Origin of the sequence: Moorena sp. SIO4A5, assembly GCF_010672005.1 — a bacterium.
GTDB lineage: Bacteria > Cyanobacteriota > Cyanobacteriia > Cyanobacteriales > Coleofasciculaceae > Moorena.
Map to the genome: position 1 here is coordinate 1 of NZ_JAAHHZ010000027.1, position 19628 is coordinate 19628.

Below are 19628 nucleotides of genomic sequence, written 5' to 3' on the forward strand. Positions count from 1 at the left end.
GAACGGTTAAGTCTCGTCTTTTCCACGCTCGAACTTCCCTACGGAAATATATCATCCAACAACAAGGAGAGATGCCATGACTCAGTTTCAACCTGATGACCAACAATGGCAAGCATTTCTGCGCCAAAATCGACCTACTCCTCCACCAGGAGCATTTGACTTGGAGGAACGAGTTATAAATGCGATCGCTAAATCCCCACCGCCTAGTCGTAAACCAGAGCTTTGGTTACTTCCATCAGCGATCGCTGTTGGTTTACTGATGGCTTGGAGTGGTTACCGCACCCACAATTTAACCACTCTAGAAGCTTTCTTAGAGAAAAATTGGCATGGAGTTGTGGGAGAGACATCGGTGAGCAATGTCATTCATACTCCACCAGCTGATTGGATGATATTAGCCAATACTGGACAATAAATGCGCATAGTAGGAACCATCACCTCAGTATCTCCTATAGAGGATAAGGTTTGACCTGTTAAAAGGTTGGCTCTAGCCAACGGCTATGGCAAGGTAAAAGTGGGTTGTCAACCTTCAACCTTCAACCTTGGCCTTTCGGCCACGCTACGCGAACAACTTTCAACCTTCAACCTTGGCCTTTCGGCCACGCTACGCGAACAACCTTCAACCTTCAACCTTGGCCTTTCGGCCACGCTACGCGAACAACCTTCAAGTTGAATTTTAAACCTTCAATATTTCTTACAAACTTTAAATTAAAGACATTTATAGGTAACTTCCATGCTGTTACGTCCAGGTTATATTTTGTCACTTCTCATGGTTACCCTGACTGGCTGCACTGCTGTAGCTAATTCCAACCCTGTAACCTCTCAATTGATTCCCAACCCTGAGGGTCAACAACACCCAAAATCAATTAAGGATAGGTTAGTCAGGGAACTGAATCTCAACCACGTGCAAAGGAAGCAGCTACATTCCATTAGGATAGAGTATGAAGAGTCCATTATAGATCTTCGTCAGGAAATGAGTCAAGCCAAGCAGACATTAAGTGATTTGATGGTGGGTACAGCTGACAGAGAAACTATCCGCACTCAATACCAACAAGTTCAAGTATTGAACCAGCAGCTAGGAAAGTTACGCTTTGAGAGTATGTTGCAGATGCGAGAGGTGATGACTCCTGAACAACGCATCCAGTTTGCTCAATTCATGAGACAGCGCAGCAACCAAAATCCTTTATCGGATTAAGTAGAACCACAAAGGATAAGGATTTTGAGATTTATTTATCTACATGGTTTCGCATCTAGCCCTGAGTCAGCCAAGGCGGTGTATCTACAGCAGGCTTTTGCTGGCCTCAATGTCGCTCTAGTAGTTCCTGACCTTAATCAAGATGACTTTAACCATTTAACAATAAGTCGCCAGCTTAGTCAAGTGGGAGCATTACTGCCCTTAGATGGAACACCAGTCACTTTAATTGGTTCTAGTTTGGGTGCTTTTACCGCTGCACACTTAGCACAAAAACATCCACAAATCAAGAGACTGGTTCTACTAGCACCAGCATTTGGGTTCCTTCGCCATTGGTTGCCCAAATTAGGAGCAGAACAGCTCAATCAGTGGCGCTCCGAGGGATATCTAGAGATTTACCATTACCGAGAAAACCGAAAGCTTCCCTTGCACTACCAGTTTCTAGAAGATGCCCGTCAGTATGAGGCTTTGGAGCTAGGGCGACAAGTACCTACTTTGATTCTACATGGGTGCTATGATGACGTGATTCCTATCATCGAGAGTCGTGATTATGCCAGTACCCGCCCTTGGGTGCAATTGGTTGAATTGGAGAGCGATCACGGTTTGCGGGATGTGATGGCGTTGATTTGGGCAGCAGTTCGGGAATTTTGTGATCTTTAGGTCAGTTGAGGGGTGAGTGTTCCATCCGATCCAACAGCACATTATTCCGGACATAATCACAATAATTATTTCCCAAAAATTTCACTATAGGCTAGAATTACTCTGTCAAAAAAAAATGAATCGAGATCGAAACTGAGGTTGACTCTCGAGTTCACATTTACTGTCATTGAGTTGAATAAGTTGATGTTAGATTCAATTAAATTCACAAGCTCTCGCTCTAGCCCAACCCAAAATTTGATTGAGCCTCTCTATCCATTTAAACCAGGAGATCTGATTACTTTTTCTGGACTGAAGATCGATGCTGCTCTGATTCGATACTTCACTGGAAGCGATTACAGTCATACGGCGATTGTCCTGGATTCCGATCTGGAAGCAAACGGGAACGGAAAGGTGGCGATCGCTGAGTCCACAAGTTACACAAGTTTGCCGGATTTTAGAAACCAAAAATGTAAACCAGGAGTACAAATTCACTACCTGGAGAATTGGCTCAATGCTTATCGAAACTACGGACAAGCTTGGTGGGTTCCTTTGGCAAAACCATTAAGTTCGGAAGGGATCGATAAAATGCAAAATTGGCTGTGGAATCTTCATGAGCGCCAAGTCAGGTATAGCTGCTGGAAGTCCATCGGAGCTTGGCTGAAAGTTAACCGATATTTGGTTCCTTCTGATAGCCAGAACATACAAAGAATATTTTGTTCGGAACTGGTAACCCAAGCCTTACAAATTGCAGGATCAATCGATGAGTCGGTTCTCGCTTGCCAGCAAACACCCAAAGAAGCAGTTACTTTTGGATGCTTTGAGGCTCCCGTATTACTGGAAATTTAGTCAGGGTTAAACTGTGTTATCAAAATTGCAATCAATCAAAGATATCTGGCGATATCTTGGTTTTAGTTGGGTACATCAGCAGAATCTCGTTTACGTTACCTGCTGGGAAGATCCCAGACTCGATCGTGTTGCCTTAAACTTGCAAGCTGACGATACCGTTGTCGTAATTACCTCTGCGGGATGCAACGCTTTGGAATACGCTCTCGACGCACCCAAACAAATTTACGCCATCGATGTCAATCCCAAACAAAATGCGTTGCTAGAACTCAAAATTGCGGCGATTCGAGAACTGGATTTCGAGCAATTTTTTCAATTGTTCGGTCGCGGTCGGTTGGAGCAGTTTAACGAGATTTATACTCAAAAGCTGCGCTCCCATTTATCTTTACCCTCGCAAGGGTATTGGGACAAAGAAGGAACTAAATTATTCGACAGCGGACGCTCGTTTTATTTTAGAGGAACTACGGGTAATTTTGCTTTCGCTATCAACTACTACATTGATCGCATCCTGAAAATTCGCCCCAGTTTCGATGCCATTCTCAATGCCAAAACCCCAGAAGAACGGCAGGAAATTTACCAGCGCGAGATCGAGCCCGTCTTTTGGAAAGATTATCTCTATCGCTTCCTCAATAGCGATTTAGTCCTGTGGATGCTCGGTGTTCCCGCACAGCAACGTCAACAGATGGAACGCTATCTCGACGAAGGAAGTATCGCGACCTTTGTACGCCAACGGTGCGAAAATGTCTTTACTCGGATCCCCATTCAAGATAACTATTTTTGGCGAGTTTTTCTGAATGGAGAATATTCCCCCGATTGCTGTCCCCAATATTTAAAGGAAGAAAATTTCCTGCGCCTAAAATCCGGGTTAGTGGATCCCATTCAGGTGGAAAATAGCACAATAACCAATTTTCTGGAAAATTGTCAAGCTCGAATTTCTCGCTTCGTGCTTCTCGACCACATGGACTGGCTGAGTCAGTATAATCACGAAGAATTGCAAAAAGAATGGCAAGCTATTTTGACTAGAGCAAGTGAGAAAACTCGCATTTTGTTTCGCAGTGGAGGATTCAAAGTGGAATACCTTGATTCGGTGCAAGTGCGTTATGGCGGTAAAGACCGATTTTTACCAGACTTATTGATGTACAATACTGAATTGGCTGACCAATTGCACCCACGCGATCGCGTCCAGACCTACGGCAGTTTTTACATAGCAGATTTGGTTACTGCTTAAAACCATTTCCACTGGCGAGGGAAGAGAAAAAATGAGCGTTTTATCCGACTTGATTAGCGATCTCAAAACGGTTTATCATCTAGCCAAACCGATCCGAGGGGATAGCCATCAAGAGCGATTGGAAAACTTTTATCGTACTCAATCAACGGATTACGATCGCTTTCGTAGGCGTTTGCTAAAAGGACGAGAAGAACTTTATCAATCCCTTGCCGATAGCGATAGCAATGGCTGTGTCTGGGTTGACTTCGGGGGGGGTACGGGGTCGAATTTGGAATCCATTGCTAATCGCCTCTCTAAGTTTAGTAAAATTTACATTGTGGATTTGTCCCCTTCCCTGCTGGAAGTGGCGCGAGGGCGAATAGCCGATCACGGCTGGACAAATGTAACCACTGTCGAAGCCGATATCACTCAATTTTTACCGCCAGAAGGGGTGGCGGATATCGTCACTTTTTCCTATTCTTTAACCATGATTCCCGAATGGTTTGCGGCGATTGAGCAAGCTGAAAAGAGTTTGAAGCCAGGGGGAATGATCGGGGTTGTGGATTTTTATGTGTCTCACAAACATCCCCCTGAAGGATTGCAACGTCATTCGTTTTTAGCTCGTCACTTCTGGCCGATTTGGTTTGCCACGGATAACGTTTTTCTTTGTCCCAATCGCCTAGGCTACTTGCATCATAAATTTGATACTGTGTCTTTGAAAGAAAAGATGGGAAATTTACCATTTCTACCTGGCTTGAAAGTTCCCTACTATAGGTTTATTGGTCGAAAACGATCTAAAACTTGAAGTTGCTCTAATGGTGGTTAGTGGTACAAAAGTAGTTATTTGAGCCCCGGAAACCTTGAAGCTTACCGCAGCAAAACCACTAGATGTTTATCACTAGCTTGTCTAGGCAAATTAAATGCAAGGCTGTTTAATTTACCAAGCCAACACTAACTCCAAACCAAGCCAACACCAACCAGCCAATTCCCCCTAACCCTAATAACACCGGAGTCAACCAATTACCCCAGCGCACATACAACGTCTGAGTCTGTCGTCGATAAATCGTATCTGCGTGCAACTCATAGGTATTAATCCCGGATAGCCATAGTGTTTTGCCATGGGGGTCTACAATACCCGAATAGCCGGTATTAGTTGCTCTAACTGTCCACCTATCTGTTTCAATGGAGCGCATTACATCTTGAGCATGGTGCTGGGCAGGCATTGTATTACTGTAATGGGCATTATTGGATGCAGTGAGGATAAACTGCCCACCAGCGGCAGCTTGATAGCGGAAGTGGTCGGGAAAAGCTGACTCATAACAAATTCCTACCACTGCTTGACCAAAGGGCGTTTCTACTAACTGGTTAGGTTTACCTGGTGCTAAGTGAGCATCAAGAGGGGATAGTCGGTCAATTAAACGTCCTAAGAATTCTTCAAAAGGAATATATTCCCCCAATGGCACTAATTTGACCTTATCGTAACGGCTCAAGGTCTCACCAGTACCGGTGACAGTAAACAAACTATTGGTAAGGCTACGCCCTCTTTGCCCATAGCCTCCCACCCAAACTAGAACCCCTTTATCTAATATTGCTGAGTAAAAGGAACTAACAGTACGAACCTGTTCTTCCCAAAGAAAAGGTAAGGCAGTTTCAGGAGTTAGCACTGCGTCTACTTTTTGATCTGCCAATGTCTGGTATCCAGTAGTGTAACCTTTTATAGCACGCTGCCAGCCAGCGGAGTAAAGTTTGATTTCATTGGGGATGTTTCCTTGAATAATACCGACTTTAATAGCAGAATCTTTTGATTGCTCAATTGGTTGGCTGTACAGTAACCATCCCAGCAGATGCAAGCTGATTAATAACCCGATTGCTATAGTCACAAGGGTTAAAGGTTTGTAGGGAGTGAATGTTGTAGGTTGAAGGTTTTTAGGAGTTGTTCGCGTAGCGTGGCCTTTTGGCCAAGGTTCAAGGTTTTGAGAGGTTGTTCGCGTAGCGTGGCCTTTTGGCCAAGGTTCAAGCTTGTTGTGATTACTTTCAACTTTCAACCTGTCAACTTTCAACCTGTCAACTTTCAAGCTTCCAACGTTAAACTTATTAATGGTTAAGCCGCTTTCAGCAATTAAACCATTGACGGCGACAATAGCTGCTGTAACTGTTATTGGACCGGATAATTGACCGAGGTGCAAAATTATCAGGTTATGGGGACTTTGGGTATAGGATAAGGAAGACCAGTACAGGGGACTCATACTCCGCAGGGTTTCTATGCCACACCACAAGCCTGTACCGATTAGAACCCGCAAGCAGGAGGTTAAAAGAAAATAGTTTTGAGTGGGGATAGGGAGATTTATATCAGGATTTATATCAGGATTTATATCACGTTGTTGTGTCGCTTTGGTGGATGGGAATTTACAGCGGTTTTCAGATGAATTGACCTCATTACCTTTAGCTGCAAGCCCCCTAAATCCCCCAATTCTGGGGGACTTTAACTCAAGAACCCCCCAAAGTTGGGGGGCTAGGGGGGCGAAACTTGCTGTAATTGATTGAGTTATAGAGATTCCTATTGCCCAGACAGCTACTAGGAGTGCTCCCCAGAGGGTAATGAATATCCAGCAGAATAATGCGATCGCAATACTAGCTAGCCATGGTACCCCCATCCAATCCATCGGGTGAATACCAGTAATCCAAGATAGAGCTAAGCCATGATAACCGATACCCCAGATCAGACCAGATAAAGCATTGCCACGAATACTCTGACCCCTGACTACTATGAACCATAGCGGCACTAGGGCAATCCACGCTAGGGGCCAAGCTTCTGTTGGTGATGGTGTCAGTCCCATCAGGATGCCACCGATTAACGCTAATAGAGCAGTTATCAATTTGGTGAGGTACAAATTTCTAGGTTTTAGGGAGTAAGTAGTAGGGATTAGGGAGTAGGGTTAAGAGTTTGTTTAGTTGTGATTACGGGCGCTGGTATGGATGGGAGTCTTGAAAAATACTGTGTACCTCATGATTATGAAAATTGCTATATATTCAAAAAGTCTCAAGTTGGCGGACCACCTGCTACACGATACAACGTTGTGTAGTAATGCACTAGACCACTACCCACTGCTATAGCGTAGAGCAAAGTTACTAAAACAGCCACCCGACGTTGCCAACGCCAAACTTGCATCAAGCCTGCTGCTAGAAGAATTAAGAAATAGGGGGATACAATTAGTAGATAGCGAGCTTTCCATATGGAACTGGAAACATAGGATATCAATAAGATAGATCCGGCAGGTAATAATGCCCACACTTTAATCCACCAGAGTTTTGTTGAGGGGTGCCTGCTCAATAGAGCTATAGCAAGCAAGCCGATTGCCATGGCTGTATATGCCATGTAATAGAGCAAAGGTACAATATTTGAGGTTAATACATGCTCCACAAGCCAGTCCATGATAGACTGCTGATTGAGCTGTTTCATCAGGTCGTTGGCACTGATGCCTGACCCTAGTAAGTGTCTCAATGGCCAGAAAACTGTCAAGTGGGTGACTTCAGAGACAATTAAGATCATGTTGGGTTTTGGGTACTGTGTCACCCAACCTTTGAGGAATTTAGTGGAAGAATCATTAACTGCTGATACTAAAGGAAGCCAACAACTCCCAATCAGCAGCAGCCTAATCCCAAAGGCAAATAATCGGCGCTTTTGATTACGGAACTGCCATCCAATTAATACCAGATCTGGCAGAAACAAGGTCACACTAACCGGAGTAGTCACAAGGGCTAGAAACCTGCCCACAGCCCACCAGTTGATGGCAGCAAACCTAGGATTTTCAAGGGCATGAGCTAGAGCTAAGGTACCCCCCAAACTTAAGAAGGGGATTAGGGTGTACATCCTTACCTCTTGGGCATGGTTGATAAACAGAGGGGAGAGGGTTAGTAACAGGGCGGCAATCAAGCCAACTGGCTTTCCAGCTAAGCGACGACCCAACAGGTAGATTAGGAAGACACTGCCTAGTCCAAAAATCACAGATAGCCCACGCAACCAAACGGTGCTAGTGCTAAACTGCATCCAAATGTAGAGAATCATGAAATAAAAGGGACGTGTCAGATTCTTCGGAGGCAGTGATATCCCACTCTGGGTTTTGTTAATGCTAAATAGTTCATCGTACCATAAGCTTTCTGTGCCGAGTTGATATAGGTACAACCCAGTAGCGACTAGTAAAATTAGGCCGATCGGCATCCACTTCTCGAGCCAATTTGCTCTTATTCCAAGTGCTGGTGTATTCAGTTTCATAGTGATGCAAAGTTAATTCAAATTAGTTAACTCAAATTAGGGATTGCAATCGCAATCCTAGTACTCTGTCAATTTAGTTTTGAAAATTAGGATAAGGTGTTAGGTGTTAGGTTTTCGTATTTAATCCCTAGCGCTATCCGGTATAATGCTTAATACCAATTAAACGTAATAGTAGAGGATTTTCCCATTTCTAAGACCAAAACCGAAAATCTTTATCAGATATTTATTTAGATATAAAATCTTTATCAAATATTTATTTTTCCCGACTGATCAACGGCCTAATTGTTCCCTTGCCTGCTGACGCAGATTCTTAGCATTGGGGTGATTCGGCTGGATTTGAAGTGCGTTTTCCATGGCATTGATTGCTTCCTTGTATTGACCTTTGGCCCAATAGGCTGCCCCTAAATTACTCCAAGCATCGGCAGAATTAGGATTGAGTTGAAGTGCCCGCTCATAAGCTTTTATGGCCTCACTGTAGCGCTTGAGTTTATGGAGGGCTACTCCTCGGTTAATCCAGGCGTCAGCAAAATCGGGCTTGATTGCGATCGCTTTCTCGTATAGTTCTAGGGCTGCTAGAGTGTTTTGGGATTCCAGAGCTGCACCTTTACTCCACAATGCTTCTGGGTAGTCAGGTTTAAGGGCAAGGGCTTGATCGCAGGCAGCCAGTCCTTCTGGAGTACGCCCTAAGGAATTGAGGCTATAGCAACGACCCCAATGAGCTTCTGCTAAATTTGAGTCCCTTGCGATCGCTTTTTCGTAAGTCATCAGTGCTTGTTGGTACTTTCCTGCTTGCCGCAAGCTCTCCCCTTGGCTGTTTAATTCTATTGCAGTTGGTTGTGTTTCCGTTGGTTGTGTTTCCGGGTCGGATGCCGATTTCGCAGCTGATTCGGTATCCGATTCAGGAATAGTTTTTTGGACTGAGCTGGTAGTAGTACTTTCAGGGGTGTTGCTAACAACGGCTGGAGTTCCAGGTTTTGACTCAGAGCTGGTAGTCGAGGTTTCCGCAACGGTATCGCTAATGTTGTCAGTAATATTGTCAGTTTGACTGACAGGTTTCGTAACTAGAAAAGTCTTAGTACCGATCACAGAAATACTGATACCCATCCCTGCTAAGACAGTAATCATCAACCAAGGCTTAGTTAACCATCTTCGGATGATCTCTGATCTGGCCTGGGTTTGTGCTGATGTTGCTGAAACAGAAACAGTCTCTTCCGGAACTTTAGCAGACATAGCTATTGTTGGTGCAGCAGTTAGCCTCTGAACTGCTGCCAACGCTTCTACTGCGGTCGGGTAGCGGTCACGGAAGTCATAGCGCACCATACAGTCGAGGATATCCGCTAATTCTGAGTTAACTTGGATGTTAACTTGGACGCGATCGCGCCAGTTAATTTCCCCTGTTTCGGAGTTTTCTTTCAGGAACTTGGGATGAATTCCGGTTAATGCCTGGATGCCTACCATACCCACCGCATAGATATCGCTGCTAAAACGGGGATTGCCACCGAACTGTTCTTTGGGGGTGTAGCCATGACTGCCAATAGCAATGGTCTTGGTTTGCCCCGTTTCGGGATCGATAATCTGGGTGCTAGCTTGCTTAACTGCCCCAAAGTCAATCATCACAATTCTACCATCCTTGCGACGGCGGATCAGGTTTGGGGGTTTGATATCACGATGGATCACACGTTGCTCATGGACAAATACTAGGACTTGTAGAATGTCTTGCAACAGAGCAATCACTCGATTTGATTCCCAAGGCTGACGGATTTCTTGGTTGAGGGGTTCTCCATCAATAAATTCTTGGGCCAGATAAAACTCCTGATTTTCCTCAAAATGTGCCAGCAACTGGGGGATCTGATCGTGGTTACCCAGCTGGTAGAGGACTTGGGCTTCTCGCTCAAATAGGCGTTTGGCAATTTCCAAACACTGAGGATCCGTCACCTGGGGTTTGAGCTGTTTGATCACACATTGGGGAGTTCCTGGCAAGTGCAAATCCCGTGCCAGAAACGTTTGACCAAACCCACCTGCTCCCAGCTTGCTGATGATTTTGTAGCGACCGCCTAAGGGGTTTGCAGAATTTATCAGTTGATTGTTCATGTGTTTAGCTTTGATTCTACTCGCTATCCCAGACGTCGCTACAGGTTTACAGGGTTCTATAAGCCTAAGTTTAGTTTATTTATCAATTTTAACCGTATACACCCAGTCTTTATATTTCGGTTCCCGATTTTCGGTAATTGCTGCTAGCATCTCCTTGAGCTTTTCGGTTATTGGTCTGTTTGGAGATAAGTGATAGTTTTCGATTCGTTTAACTGGGGTGATCTTTGCCGCTGTCCCACTCAGAAATACTTCATCGGCAATAAATAGTTCTGATTTATCCACTGGTCGTTGTATAGTTGGCAAGCCCATGTCTTTAGCAAGGGTCAGAATACTATCCCGAGTAATTCCTTCTAGGATATCCTGATCGAATCCAGGGGTAATCAGCTGGCCATTTCTGACCACAAAGATATTCATCCCAGAAGCTTCCGATACTTTCCCCTCAGAATTCATCATAATGGCTTCATCAAAGCGAGACTCTACTGCTTCGCTTTTCGCCAAGGAAGACGTAATATAAGCTCCACTAATTTTACCTCTCAAGGGTAAACTTTGGTCTTGTTGTCGATACCATGAACTAATCCGACAGCTAACTCCCTCAGGAGATAAATAATCTCCTAATTCTAATCCATAAACAAAAAAGTCTTTTTCAATATTATGGAGTCGCGGGGAAATTCCTAAATCTGACGTGTAGACAAAAGGGCGGATATAAAACGACTTAGTTGGTTTATTTTGTTTGATAAACTCAACGATAATAGTCTCGATTTTATCAGGAGGTAAATTGTAGTGTAATAACCGAGCACTATTACTTAGGCGTTGGCAATGGCGGTCTAACCGAAACAGTAAACATTGCTGTGGGTTTTTTGGGTCAGGGATACAGCGTAATCCGCCAAAAGCTCCCGTGCCGTAGTGCAAGGCATGGGTAGCAATGGAGATTTTGGCGTCAGTGAAAGGGACAAACTTGTTCTGAAAGTAAGCAATGGGCAAAAAATCAGGCATAGTTAAAATCAGTGCTTTAAGATTAATTTACCTCAGTTTAACGAGTGGCTGACAGCATGCTCTCCATGGCATTTAGCCTTGTTGTCACTCCCTCAGGGGGAACTGGCTCCTCCCCACGACCTACCCAAAACCCTACACCGGACACCTTATCTATTTTTCACCCTTTTTGTCATCCCCTTAGCATCGGTGGGTATAGTTGAAAAACAACGCTTAATGTGCTAATCAAAACTCAGCACTCAAAACTGACCCTCTCAGCACTGATCCACTATGTTCTAGTTAGCAGGAGTGAAATCTTGGCTGAACCTATTTATGTTCAATTGACCTGGGAAGACCCAGAAACCGGCGAGTTAAAGAAACCTGTTCTGAGACCGCCCATTGCTGTTGGTCGAGAAAATGACCATTTGCCAGCACACTTAGCAGGTCAATCTGTGTCTCATCTGGTACTTCTTGACAAGGAGATTTCCCGGTATCACGCCCTGATCACAGTGGCTAATACCCAACTCTATGTTACTGACAGCAGCGCCAACGGCACGTTTATTAACGGGCGGAAGATTCGCTCTGGTATTCAACCTTTTTCAAGCAAGGATACCCTGCGGATTGGTCCGTACAAGATTACAGCGACCTTGAAACGGGAAAATGACCTGAACGCCACTGCACAGAACTTTGACCAGACTAGTCTATTAGGAGAGAAAAGTGTCACTAACTCTCTGCCCAATAATAAACCTGTGGTTTGGTTGATTGGCTTAGTGGTACTGTTAATAATGGGAGTCGGCACCTGGGCCGTGGTCAGCGGTCTGCTGGAGGGGTTAAAACCGGGAACGCCAGACCAGGAAAACGATTCCTCCACACATTTAGAACGGGTAGTCTAGCACAGCTAGTTAGCTAAACCTTAACCATGAGATTCTAATGTTATCGAAAATAGAACCTAAATGGAACGTCACCTATGGAATCTCTTCTGAATGTTCGATTTTCCATTAACCCTTTCCCAAGGGTTAGGTTTCAGCGTTCCTTGGGATTGGTTTTGCTAGGTGTACTTACCCTACTGCTCACCCTATTACCAGCCTCTACCTTAGCACAGGAATCTTTTGCAAATGGCACTAAGAAAGCTCCTGTGGTAGTGGATGGTATTGAATTATTTCAAGTCGGCAACGCTGGCAACTTTAGCGCTACTGAGCGAGCCGAGCTGATCAATCAGCGCTTAGCAAGGGAGGTGAAATCCCTACAAAAACCTGAATATGTGGACATTGAATATGTCGGGCAAAACGAGGGGATTCTTCGTACCAAGTTTACCGAGCGGATTCTGGTCACGATTACCAAGGCCGATCAAATTCCTGATACTGATCCTCTTGAGCAAGCCGAAAAATGGGAGAAGCTGATTGAAAAGGCGATCCGGCAGGGCAAACGACAGCGGATGCCAGATTATAGTCGTCAGGCAGTAAGGTTTACAAGCATAGTGCTGGTGTTGTTAATCCTGTTGTACTTGCTGTTACGGGTCTTCAGGCAATTTGCCTTGCGGAAACTGACCTCCTGGCTAGGGAATCCGGCTTCGCCTTTTTTCCCTTGGCACGACCCAGCTAAATTATTTCTCGGGGCAGCCCTGTTAGGGTTACAGCTTATCCTGTGGACTACAGTTATCTTAACCATTAGTGACCTATTTCCCCAAGTTCGCAGTTGGCGTTATGAACTGTTAAACTTCCTCAAGTCTCCTGTAATTGGTTCCGGAGAAAGCAAGTATTCTGCGATCCAAGTGCTGCTGTTGGTGGTATTAACCGTTGTGCTATGGTTTGGGGTTAGTGCCCTCACCAGGCTATTGAGGCGTTACATCTTGGGGAAAACTGGCGCTGATTCAGGGGTGCAAGAGGTGATTGCTACCCTGATCCAGTATGTCCTGACGTTTTTGGGCATGATTATCATACTCCAAAGTTCTGGGTTGGATTTAAGTTCCCTAACCATTTTTGCTAGTGTCTTAGGGGTGGGAATTGGCTTTGGTGTGCAAAATATTGCTAACAACTTTATCAGTGGCTTAATTATCACCCTAGAGCGACCGATTCAACTGGGGGATTTTATTAAGGTCAACGATTTGGTGGGAACTGTGCAGCGAATGGGTTCCCGCAGTACAGAGATTTGCACCTTGGATAAAGTGACAATAATTGTGCCCAATGCCCGCTTTTTAGAAACTGAGGTGATTAACTGGAGTCACGGTAACCCGATTTCCCGGCTCAAGATTCCTGTAGGAGTGGCTTACGGATCTGATGTGGAGCAGGTCAAGAAGGCACTGTTGGCAGCTGCGAAGAGTCACCCGGAAGTGTTACTAAGGCCCTATCCCCAAGTTTGGTTTCAGGAATTTGGTGAGAGTGCCCTCAAGTTTGAGCTGTTGGTCTGGACTGGAGACCCCAAGCGGCAGCCTAAAATCAAGAGTGACCTCAACTACCGGATTGAGAAAAGTCTGCGTCGCTATGATATCCATATACCATTTCCTCAACGAGACCTCCATGTGCGATCGCCTCAGTTAGAGAAATTGCTGACCGCTTGGCTAGGGGAACGTCAGCCAAAACCGCCCGAAAACCAACTCTATATTCCCAATGGGTATCAGTCTCAGCAGCTACCCCAGGATTCCTTAGTTTCAGGTTTCCTAGAGCCTATGGATGAGATAGATCAAGACTCTTACCCTACGGCTCCTTTCCAAGAGGATATGATAACACTAGACATTGAAACCTTGGTCGAAGAAATGCGTCAACCAGAAGCGTTGGATATTAAAGACCGTCGCTATCGTCTCAATAGCTATGGATGCTGTTTTGTTGGCTCAGAAGCGGTAGATTGGTTGGTAAAACGGTGTAATTCTACTCGGGAAGACGCAGTTGCTATTGGACAGATACTGATTAATCGAGGTATTATTCATCATGTCGCAGATGATCATCCTTTCCGAGATGATTATTTGTTTTACCGTTTTTATTTAGATGAGAATTAAGTTAAGCTATCAGCTTTCAGTTATCAGGTATCAGCTTAAGCGCTACGCGCACGCTACGCGAACAGCTATTAGCTAAGAGCTATTAGCTATCAGGTATCAGCTATCAGCTTATGCAGGCTAGATCACAGGCTAGAAGCCTGTGCCACGCAAACTACAGTAACAGGCAAAGGCCAAAGGCTGAGCACTGACCGCTGACCACTGACCACTGACCACTGACCGCTGACCACTGACCGCTGAATACTTAGATTAATTTCAATAACAGAATAAAGAATCGCGAGTATCAACACCAGTTATAGTATTCTTACCAGAAGCTTTTTTGCATAGCTTCCGGTCTTGGTTATAATCCAAAATTGCAAACGTGAAGTCAGCGCCAGTAATATCTGCACCCTTAAATTTAGATTTCGACATAAATGCATCTTCAAACACTGCATCGGTTAAGTCTGCTTTCTTGAAGGTAGATCCATTAATGAATGCATAGGTAAAATCGGCTCCATGTAGGTTAGCATTCGTGAAATTAACTTTGGTAATATCCGCACCTATAAACTTAGCGTTGCTCAAGTTAGCTGACTGTAAATTGACATTGCTAAAAACCTTGTAACTAAAGTTTTTACCGGAGAAATCCTTACCGCTTAGATCCTTGTTTTCAAAGTCAGCGTTAATGGTGGCAGCGCTTTGGGCTTGGGCTGGCAGAGGCAAGACTAATATAGTTAGTGCTAGTAGAAAGGCTGCCAGGTGTAGAAAGTACTTACCGTACTTCATGAATTGCTCTAATCCTCCTTTTGATTAAAATTTGCTGACAAGGGTAACTATAGCACTTATCATAGTCATGAGGTACAAAATTCTCGGCTTTAGGGAGCAGGGAGCAGGGAGCAGGAAGCAGGTAAGATGGAAGAGGGAATAGGTAAAAAATTCTGTGTACCTTATAGCTATAAGAAACGCTATATAGGGAGCAGGTCAATTTTGTAAGAAAACTTGAAATACAAACGCTTGAACTAAAGTGTTTTCGGGGCTTCAGTAGCAGTTATCAGTTATTTTAGTACATTTGTTCTGCGAATTTGACATGCTCCCAACGCTATATATCCTCAAATTACTTCCCTGATAGTTCTAGTGAACAATAGCTCATCCTTAGAAGTCAACTAAAGCGGCATTTCGGGCAGGGTAAACGCATCTAATTTTTTTATCCTATATATAGTGTTTTTAAAATTAAATAAACACTATATGTTGAAAAGCAATTGTCAATAAGCACAATAAGGCCAGGTTTATTGAGAACTACCCCCGCTTACCCAACAAGATGCGTTTACCCTGGCATTTCGGGCTATACTTTGATAAATTTTTTTTGATTTTATTTAAGGTTTACGTTAACATAGCATACTAAATACTGAAGACCGGTATTTCCAAGGGCCACCCAGAAGTTCCACCCGATAATAATCGAGTAATCGAGCGGAAAGAGCATTGCGTCCAGGAGTGACCAAACGTAAGGTCTGTGGCGGTTCCCGTTCCATAGAACGGTTTCGGGAAACAGCCGATTTACTCAGCTTTCCGGCAAAAGGAGCCCCACATCTCAATACGTAGTATGAGTGCTTAAAGTTACCGTAAGATAGTGGAGCTTTTATGGTTAGTCGGTTATGCGCAAAAGGGTTAAATCTTTTGTAATAAAGCTCCACTATCTAAGGTTTCGTCTCCAGGGAGGAATTTTGCACAGAGTCTTTCGGGAGTGGGAGACGAGCTATAAAACTTCTGAGCAATTCTGAGTAAGTCATTCCTCTTCTGTCGGCCTCTTCCTGTAACTGCTTTTTTTCAAATTCGGTAACTCTAACTACAAGCTTTTTACTTTTCATTACGGGTTGACTTTTGTCGCCACGACTGCTAGATTAATAATAGGTCGAGAAACAGGAATTGACAACAATGAGAACAGCGTATCAATATCGGTTAAGGCTATCAAAATCACAGGAAGCAGAAATAGAAAGATGGCTTGATCTGCTGCGACACCAATACAACTATCTATTGGCTGACAGATTTAACTGGTATGAGCAAAATCGCTGTTCTATCAACTCCTGCCCTTTGATCTGCCACTTACCAGAGTTAAGAAACAACCCTGATTACTTTTCTCAAAAGAGAACTCTGCCTCAGTTAAAGAAAGATAGGCACTGGTACAAAACTATCCATGCTAATGTCTTACAAGATTGCGTTAAAAGGGTAGACCTGGCATTTAAAAGGTACCTGAAAGGCGATTGTAATGGGAAGAAGAGCGGTAGACCTAGATTTAAAGGCAAGAACAGGTACAAATCCTTAACTTTTTCCGCTTTCTCGAAAAATCCTATCCAAGGAAACAAGTTGAATCTACCTAAGTTTGGATGGGTCAAGATGGTTTATCATCGACCTATTCCAGACGGTTTTAAAATCAAAACTGCTACAGTCACACGTAAAGCCGATGGGTATTATGTGACCTTGTCGCTACAGGACGATACTGTTCCTAGTGTGATTCCCATAGAACAAGTATCAAACCCTATTGGGATAGACATGGGTCTCAAATCATTTTTGATCAAGTCCGATGGAACAGAGGTTCCTATCCCCCAGTATTATCGGAAAGCTCAAAAACGACTAAAGAGGATCCAAAAAACTGTCAGCAGATCTAAAAAAGGTAGTAACAATAGAAAAAAAATTGTCACTAAATTAGGGAAAGCTCACAAAAAGGTTGCTGACACTCGAAAAGATTTTCATTTTAAAACTGCGAAGGGTTTACTAGATAGTCATGATCTAATTGCTCACGAAAAGTTAAATATCAAAGGTTTGGCCAGAACTAAGATGGCTAAATCCATTTTTGACGCTGGTTGGGGTCAATTTCTGTCAATTCTATCAAGCAAAGCTGAAAATGCTGGTTTGATCACGAAGGCAGTAAATCCCAAAAATACCAGTCAAAACTGTTCCAGTTGTGGGACAAAAGTACCTAAAAAACTAAAAGATCGCATCCATTCTTGTCCTCACTGTGGATACACAGAAGACCGTGATGTGAATGCGGCAATCAACATATTGAAGTTGGCGGTGGGGCATCCCGTCGGAAATAAAGCTTCCCGAGTATCCGAGCCGATAGGTGGAGTTGGGAAGAAGCCTATACTGAACCTGCAAAGGTCAGTGTAGGAGTATGTCACTGTCATCCAAACCTGCCGTGTCCAGGTTCCTTCGGCTATGGAGTTTTTCCGACAAGCTCTTGAGGCTACCGTTTCCCCAACGGTTTCTTATCCTTCCCTGATTCCGATGACCTAAATTCTTACGTTTTAAAAATCAGGTGCAAGATCTGAGTTATACTTATTCTGTTGACTACTAGACAATAACAAATAATGAAAAAGATAAATTATGGATTTATAGGAACAGGAATAATTGGTGAAATGCTAATTAATAGATTTGTAGATAGCGGAGTAGCCGATCCCGATCAAATCTATGCATCAAATAGAAGTACTGAAAGATTAAAAAGAATAGTCATATATACAGGAATAAATAAAGGGACAAATCAAGAAGTTATTTCTAATTGTGATTATATTTACCTGTGTGTGAAACCACAGGATTTGCCTGATGTATATCAAGACTTAAACGGAAAGTTGAATGAAAAAACTCTGGTAACTTCTGTCGCATCTATAGAAAGAAATTCTTACTATGAAAATTTAGGCAAAATAAAATTAGTTAGAATAATCCCAAGTATAACAAACAAAATAAAAGGCACAATTCTTTTTGTAGCAGATAAATCTCAAGAATCAGAAAGAGTTTATTTAGATTTGTCACAAATTGCTAATGTCTATTGTGTCCCTGAAGAACATCTTGATGAATATACGCATCTTGCAAGTTGTTCTCCTGCAATAATCTCTGAATTTATCAGAGGATATCTGACATCAATTACAAAAAAAGGAATAAATGAAGAGAAAGGTAGAGAAATAATTTTTGATGCATTATATCAGACTGCTGATTTGTTAAAAGAATTTGGATTTAGAGTAATAGATGATGTTTGTACAAAAGGAGGAATAAGTAGAGTCGGAGTTAATTTTGTTTCTGAAAATTTCCCAATTGAGAGATTATCAGATGAATTACTTGGAAGAATGAAATCAGTCAAATTAGAATGGAGTGGTAAATATGAATTGAATAATCAAAATATTTTAGATATAATTAATGAGAATGGAACACCTCTTTATGTTTATGAAGAAAATGAGATTAAAAGAAACTTTGAACTAATCATAGATTCAATACCTTATGAAAATAAACAGGTACATTATGCCGTTATGTGTAATAGTAATAGCGAGGTATTAAGGAAAATCCTACAATTAGGAGGCTTTGTTCAAATAAATTCTATACACGAACTTGATTTAGTTAAGAAAGTGGGATTCAGTAATGGGGATATTTCTTTTACTTCAACTGGTTTGGATAGTGAAAGTTTAGAGAGATTAGTTCAAGAAGGAGTGCAAGTAAATTTGGATTCAGTTGAAGAGGTTGAGAAATATTGTAAATTGAATGCAGGGGGTAATTTTGGAATTAGAATTAAAATGAAAGAAGATATCGAACTTCCTGAAGGTTATACTAATTCCCCAAAAGATTCAGATGTAGGTATACCTCAAGACTATTTTTCAAGAGTAAAACAAATTGCTCAAGATTATGGATGTAGAATCAATGAAATACACGGATATCTCGCATCTAATATTTTAGAGTCAGAACCTTTAATACACTCTTCAAATTATTTGATGGAATGTGCAAAGCAATTTCCAGATTTAGAATATGTAAATTTTGGAAGTGGTTTTGGCGTACCTGGAAGAAAAACTGAATCAAAATTTGATTTTGCTGGAATAGGAGAATACTATTCAAGATTAACAAAAGAATTATCAGACCATCTTGGAAGGGATGTAAAATTAAAAATAGAGCCTGGTAGATCGGTTGTAGCAACGGCAGGAACACTTTATGCCAAAGTAACAAATGTTAAACAATTGACTGGTAAAAAGCAGATATCAATCAATGCAGGGTTCGGAGAATTTCCAAGACCAAGAATATATGGAGCATACCACGAAATTGAGGCTGTTGGTAAAACAGGAGAGACAGAAACTTATGACATAAGAGGCAATACTGTATTGCAATCAGACTTTTTAGGCAAAGAGAGAAAACTACCTCAAGTACAAGAAGGAGATATCCTGGCAATTAGAAATACAGGGGCTTATGGAATAGTAATGGCTTCAGGTTTCCCAGGAAAAGAGTTACCTTCTGAAGTAATGGTTTATTCAGATGGCACATTTAAGAGGATACTTGATTGGGCTGAGTCTGACTCGCTTGCCAGAAGCAGTAGATATGAGTAGGATGTTCTTGACTGAGTGAGTCGAATTTAGTGAAGAAGCAGCTCAACGGCTACAAGCTGAAGGTGCTTCACAAGTACTGCAAGCCATCCTTGATGCTA

18 protein-coding genes are annotated in these 19628 nt (G+C 42.8%); 11 read left to right on the plus strand and 7 right to left on the minus strand.

The window, feature by feature from the left end; translation table 11 throughout:
* The first annotated feature begins 76 nt into the window (after window positions 1-76).
* The 7 genes from F6K57_RS09810 to F6K57_RS09840 all read left to right on the plus strand — a co-directional run bounded on the left by F6K57_RS09810 (window position 77) and on the right by F6K57_RS09840 (window position 4683).
* Window positions 77-412: a hypothetical protein gene (locus F6K57_RS09810; RefSeq protein WP_293066997.1), complete on the plus strand. Its 336-nt coding sequence runs from the start codon at window positions 77-79 to the stop codon at window positions 410-412.
* 127 nt (window positions 413-539) lie between these two features.
* Entirely contained in the window at window positions 540-677 is a 138-nt protein-coding gene (locus F6K57_RS09815) for a hypothetical protein (RefSeq protein ID WP_293067000.1), read from the plus strand.
* A gap of 53 nt (window positions 678-730) precedes the next feature.
* Entirely contained in the window at window positions 731-1192 is a 462-nt protein-coding gene (locus F6K57_RS09820) for a Spy/CpxP family protein refolding chaperone (RefSeq protein ID WP_293067001.1), read from the plus strand.
* Between the two features lie 24 nt (window positions 1193-1216).
* A complete protein-coding gene (locus F6K57_RS09825; RefSeq protein ID WP_293067004.1) occupies window positions 1217-1849 on the plus strand; it encodes a YqiA/YcfP family alpha/beta fold hydrolase in 633 nt (210 codons plus the stop codon).
* Between the two features lie 183 nt (window positions 1850-2032).
* Window positions 2033-2674: a hypothetical protein gene (locus tag F6K57_RS09830; protein WP_293067008.1), complete on the plus strand. Its 642-nt coding sequence runs from the start codon at window positions 2033-2035 to the stop codon at window positions 2672-2674.
* 13 nt (window positions 2675-2687) lie between these two features.
* The gene (locus F6K57_RS09835) at window positions 2688-3899 is read left to right on the plus strand and encodes a BtaA family protein (RefSeq protein WP_293067011.1); all 1212 of its coding nucleotides are present in this window, start codon (window positions 2688-2690) and stop codon (window positions 3897-3899) included.
* Between the two features lie 31 nt (window positions 3900-3930).
* Entirely contained in the window at window positions 3931-4683 is a 753-nt protein-coding gene (locus tag F6K57_RS09840; RefSeq protein ID WP_293067014.1) for a class I SAM-dependent methyltransferase, read from the plus strand.
* Window positions 4684-4810: 127 nt separating this feature from the next.
* On the opposite strand, the gene lnt is transcribed toward F6K57_RS09840, so the two are convergent.
* The 4 genes from lnt to F6K57_RS09860 form a co-directional block, all read right to left on the minus strand.
* Window positions 4811-6715: an apolipoprotein N-acyltransferase gene (lnt, locus tag F6K57_RS09845; RefSeq protein WP_293067147.1), complete on the minus strand. Its 1905-nt coding sequence runs from the start codon at window positions 6713-6715 to the stop codon at window positions 4811-4813.
* 203 nt (window positions 6716-6918) lie between these two features.
* Window positions 6919-8097, minus strand: a complete 1179-nt coding sequence (locus F6K57_RS09850; protein ID WP_293026505.1) for a glycosyltransferase family 39 protein — start codon at window positions 8095-8097, stop codon at window positions 6919-6921.
* A 324-nt stretch (window positions 8098-8421) separates the two neighbouring features.
* Window positions 8422-10242: a tetratricopeptide repeat protein gene (locus tag F6K57_RS09855; RefSeq protein WP_293067017.1), complete on the minus strand. Its 1821-nt coding sequence runs from the start codon at window positions 10240-10242 to the stop codon at window positions 8422-8424.
* A 75-nt stretch (window positions 10243-10317) separates the two neighbouring features.
* Window positions 10318-11235, minus strand: coding sequence for a branched-chain amino acid transaminase (locus F6K57_RS09860; protein ID WP_293026509.1), 918 nt, complete (start codon window positions 11233-11235; stop codon window positions 10318-10320).
* A 293-nt stretch (window positions 11236-11528) separates the two neighbouring features.
* Here F6K57_RS09860 and F6K57_RS09865 point away from each other — a divergent pair, with 293 nt between their 5' ends.
* Complete coding sequence (locus tag F6K57_RS09865) at window positions 11529-12104, plus strand: FHA domain-containing protein (protein ID WP_293026511.1); 576 nt, start codon at window positions 11529-11531, stop codon at window positions 12102-12104.
* Between the two features lie 74 nt (window positions 12105-12178).
* Window positions 12179-14203 carry a mechanosensitive ion channel domain-containing protein gene (locus tag F6K57_RS09870; RefSeq protein WP_293042061.1) on the plus strand — a complete coding sequence of 675 codons (2025 nt, stop codon included), beginning with the start codon at window positions 12179-12181 and terminating at the stop codon, window positions 14201-14203.
* 122 nt (window positions 14204-14325) lie between these two features.
* Here the strand turns inward: F6K57_RS09870 and F6K57_RS09875 are convergent, their stop codons facing one another.
* From F6K57_RS09875 to F6K57_RS09885, 3 genes are all read right to left on the minus strand, one after another.
* Complete coding sequence (locus tag F6K57_RS09875) at window positions 14326-14487, minus strand: hypothetical protein (protein ID WP_293067022.1); 162 nt, start codon at window positions 14485-14487, stop codon at window positions 14326-14328.
* Window positions 14456-14962 carry a pentapeptide repeat-containing protein gene (locus F6K57_RS09880; RefSeq protein WP_293023437.1) on the minus strand — a complete coding sequence of 169 codons (507 nt, stop codon included), beginning with the start codon at window positions 14960-14962 and terminating at the stop codon, window positions 14456-14458. The genes F6K57_RS09875 and F6K57_RS09880 overlap by 32 nt, the downstream gene beginning before the upstream one ends.
* Window positions 14963-15561: 599 nt before the next feature.
* Window positions 15562-15768 (minus strand): hypothetical protein, encoded by a 207-nt coding sequence (locus F6K57_RS09885; RefSeq protein ID WP_293023449.1) that lies wholly within the window; start codon window positions 15766-15768, stop codon window positions 15562-15564.
* Window positions 15769-16108: 340 nt separating this feature from the next.
* Here F6K57_RS09885 and F6K57_RS09890 point away from each other — a divergent pair, with 340 nt between their 5' ends.
* Together F6K57_RS09890 and F6K57_RS09895 are read left to right on the plus strand one after the other, a co-directional pair.
* Window positions 16109-17341, plus strand: a complete 1233-nt coding sequence (locus F6K57_RS09890) for a transposase (RefSeq protein WP_293023434.1) — start codon at window positions 16109-16111, stop codon at window positions 17339-17341.
* A gap of 200 nt (window positions 17342-17541) precedes the next feature.
* A complete protein-coding gene (locus F6K57_RS09895) occupies window positions 17542-19530 on the plus strand; it encodes an NAD(P)-binding domain-containing protein (protein WP_293023431.1) in 1989 nt (662 codons plus the stop codon).
* Window positions 19531-19628 lie beyond the last annotated feature (98 nt).

What these genes read in the sequence shown, in the direction of transcription:
- F6K57_RS09820 (WP_293067001.1), top strand. Translation starts at nt 731, where the DNA reads ATGCTGTTACGTCCAGGTTATATTTTGTCACTTCTCATGGTTACCCTG.
- F6K57_RS09850 (WP_293026505.1), bottom strand. Translation starts at nt 8,097, where the DNA reads ATGCCGATCGGCCTAATTTTACTAGTCGCTACTGGGTTGTACCTATAT.
- F6K57_RS09895 (WP_293023431.1), top strand. Translation starts at nt 17,542, where the DNA reads ATGAAAAAGATAAATTATGGATTTATAGGAACAGGAATAATTGGTGAA.
- F6K57_RS09880 (WP_293023437.1), bottom strand. Translation starts at nt 14,962, where the DNA reads ATGAAGTACGGTAAGTACTTTCTACACCTGGCAGCCTTTCTACTAGCA.
- F6K57_RS09810 (WP_293066997.1), top strand. Translation starts at nt 77, where the DNA reads ATGACTCAGTTTCAACCTGATGACCAACAATGGCAAGCATTTCTGCGC.
- F6K57_RS09830 (WP_293067008.1), top strand. Translation starts at nt 2,033, where the DNA reads ATGTTAGATTCAATTAAATTCACAAGCTCTCGCTCTAGCCCAACCCAA.
- F6K57_RS09840 (WP_293067014.1), top strand. Translation starts at nt 3,931, where the DNA reads ATGAGCGTTTTATCCGACTTGATTAGCGATCTCAAAACGGTTTATCAT.
- F6K57_RS09860 (WP_293026509.1), bottom strand. Translation starts at nt 11,235, where the DNA reads ATGCCTGATTTTTTGCCCATTGCTTACTTTCAGAACAAGTTTGTCCCT.
- F6K57_RS09870 (WP_293042061.1), top strand. Translation starts at nt 12,179, where the DNA reads ATGGAATCTCTTCTGAATGTTCGATTTTCCATTAACCCTTTCCCAAGG.
- F6K57_RS09855 (WP_293067017.1), bottom strand. Translation starts at nt 10,242, where the DNA reads ATGAACAATCAACTGATAAATTCTGCAAACCCCTTAGGCGGTCGCTAC.
- F6K57_RS09890 (WP_293023434.1), top strand. Translation starts at nt 16,109, where the DNA reads ATGAGAACAGCGTATCAATATCGGTTAAGGCTATCAAAATCACAGGAA.
- lnt (WP_293067147.1), bottom strand. Translation starts at nt 6,715, where the DNA reads ATGGGACTGACACCATCACCAACAGAAGCTTGGCCCCTAGCGTGGATT.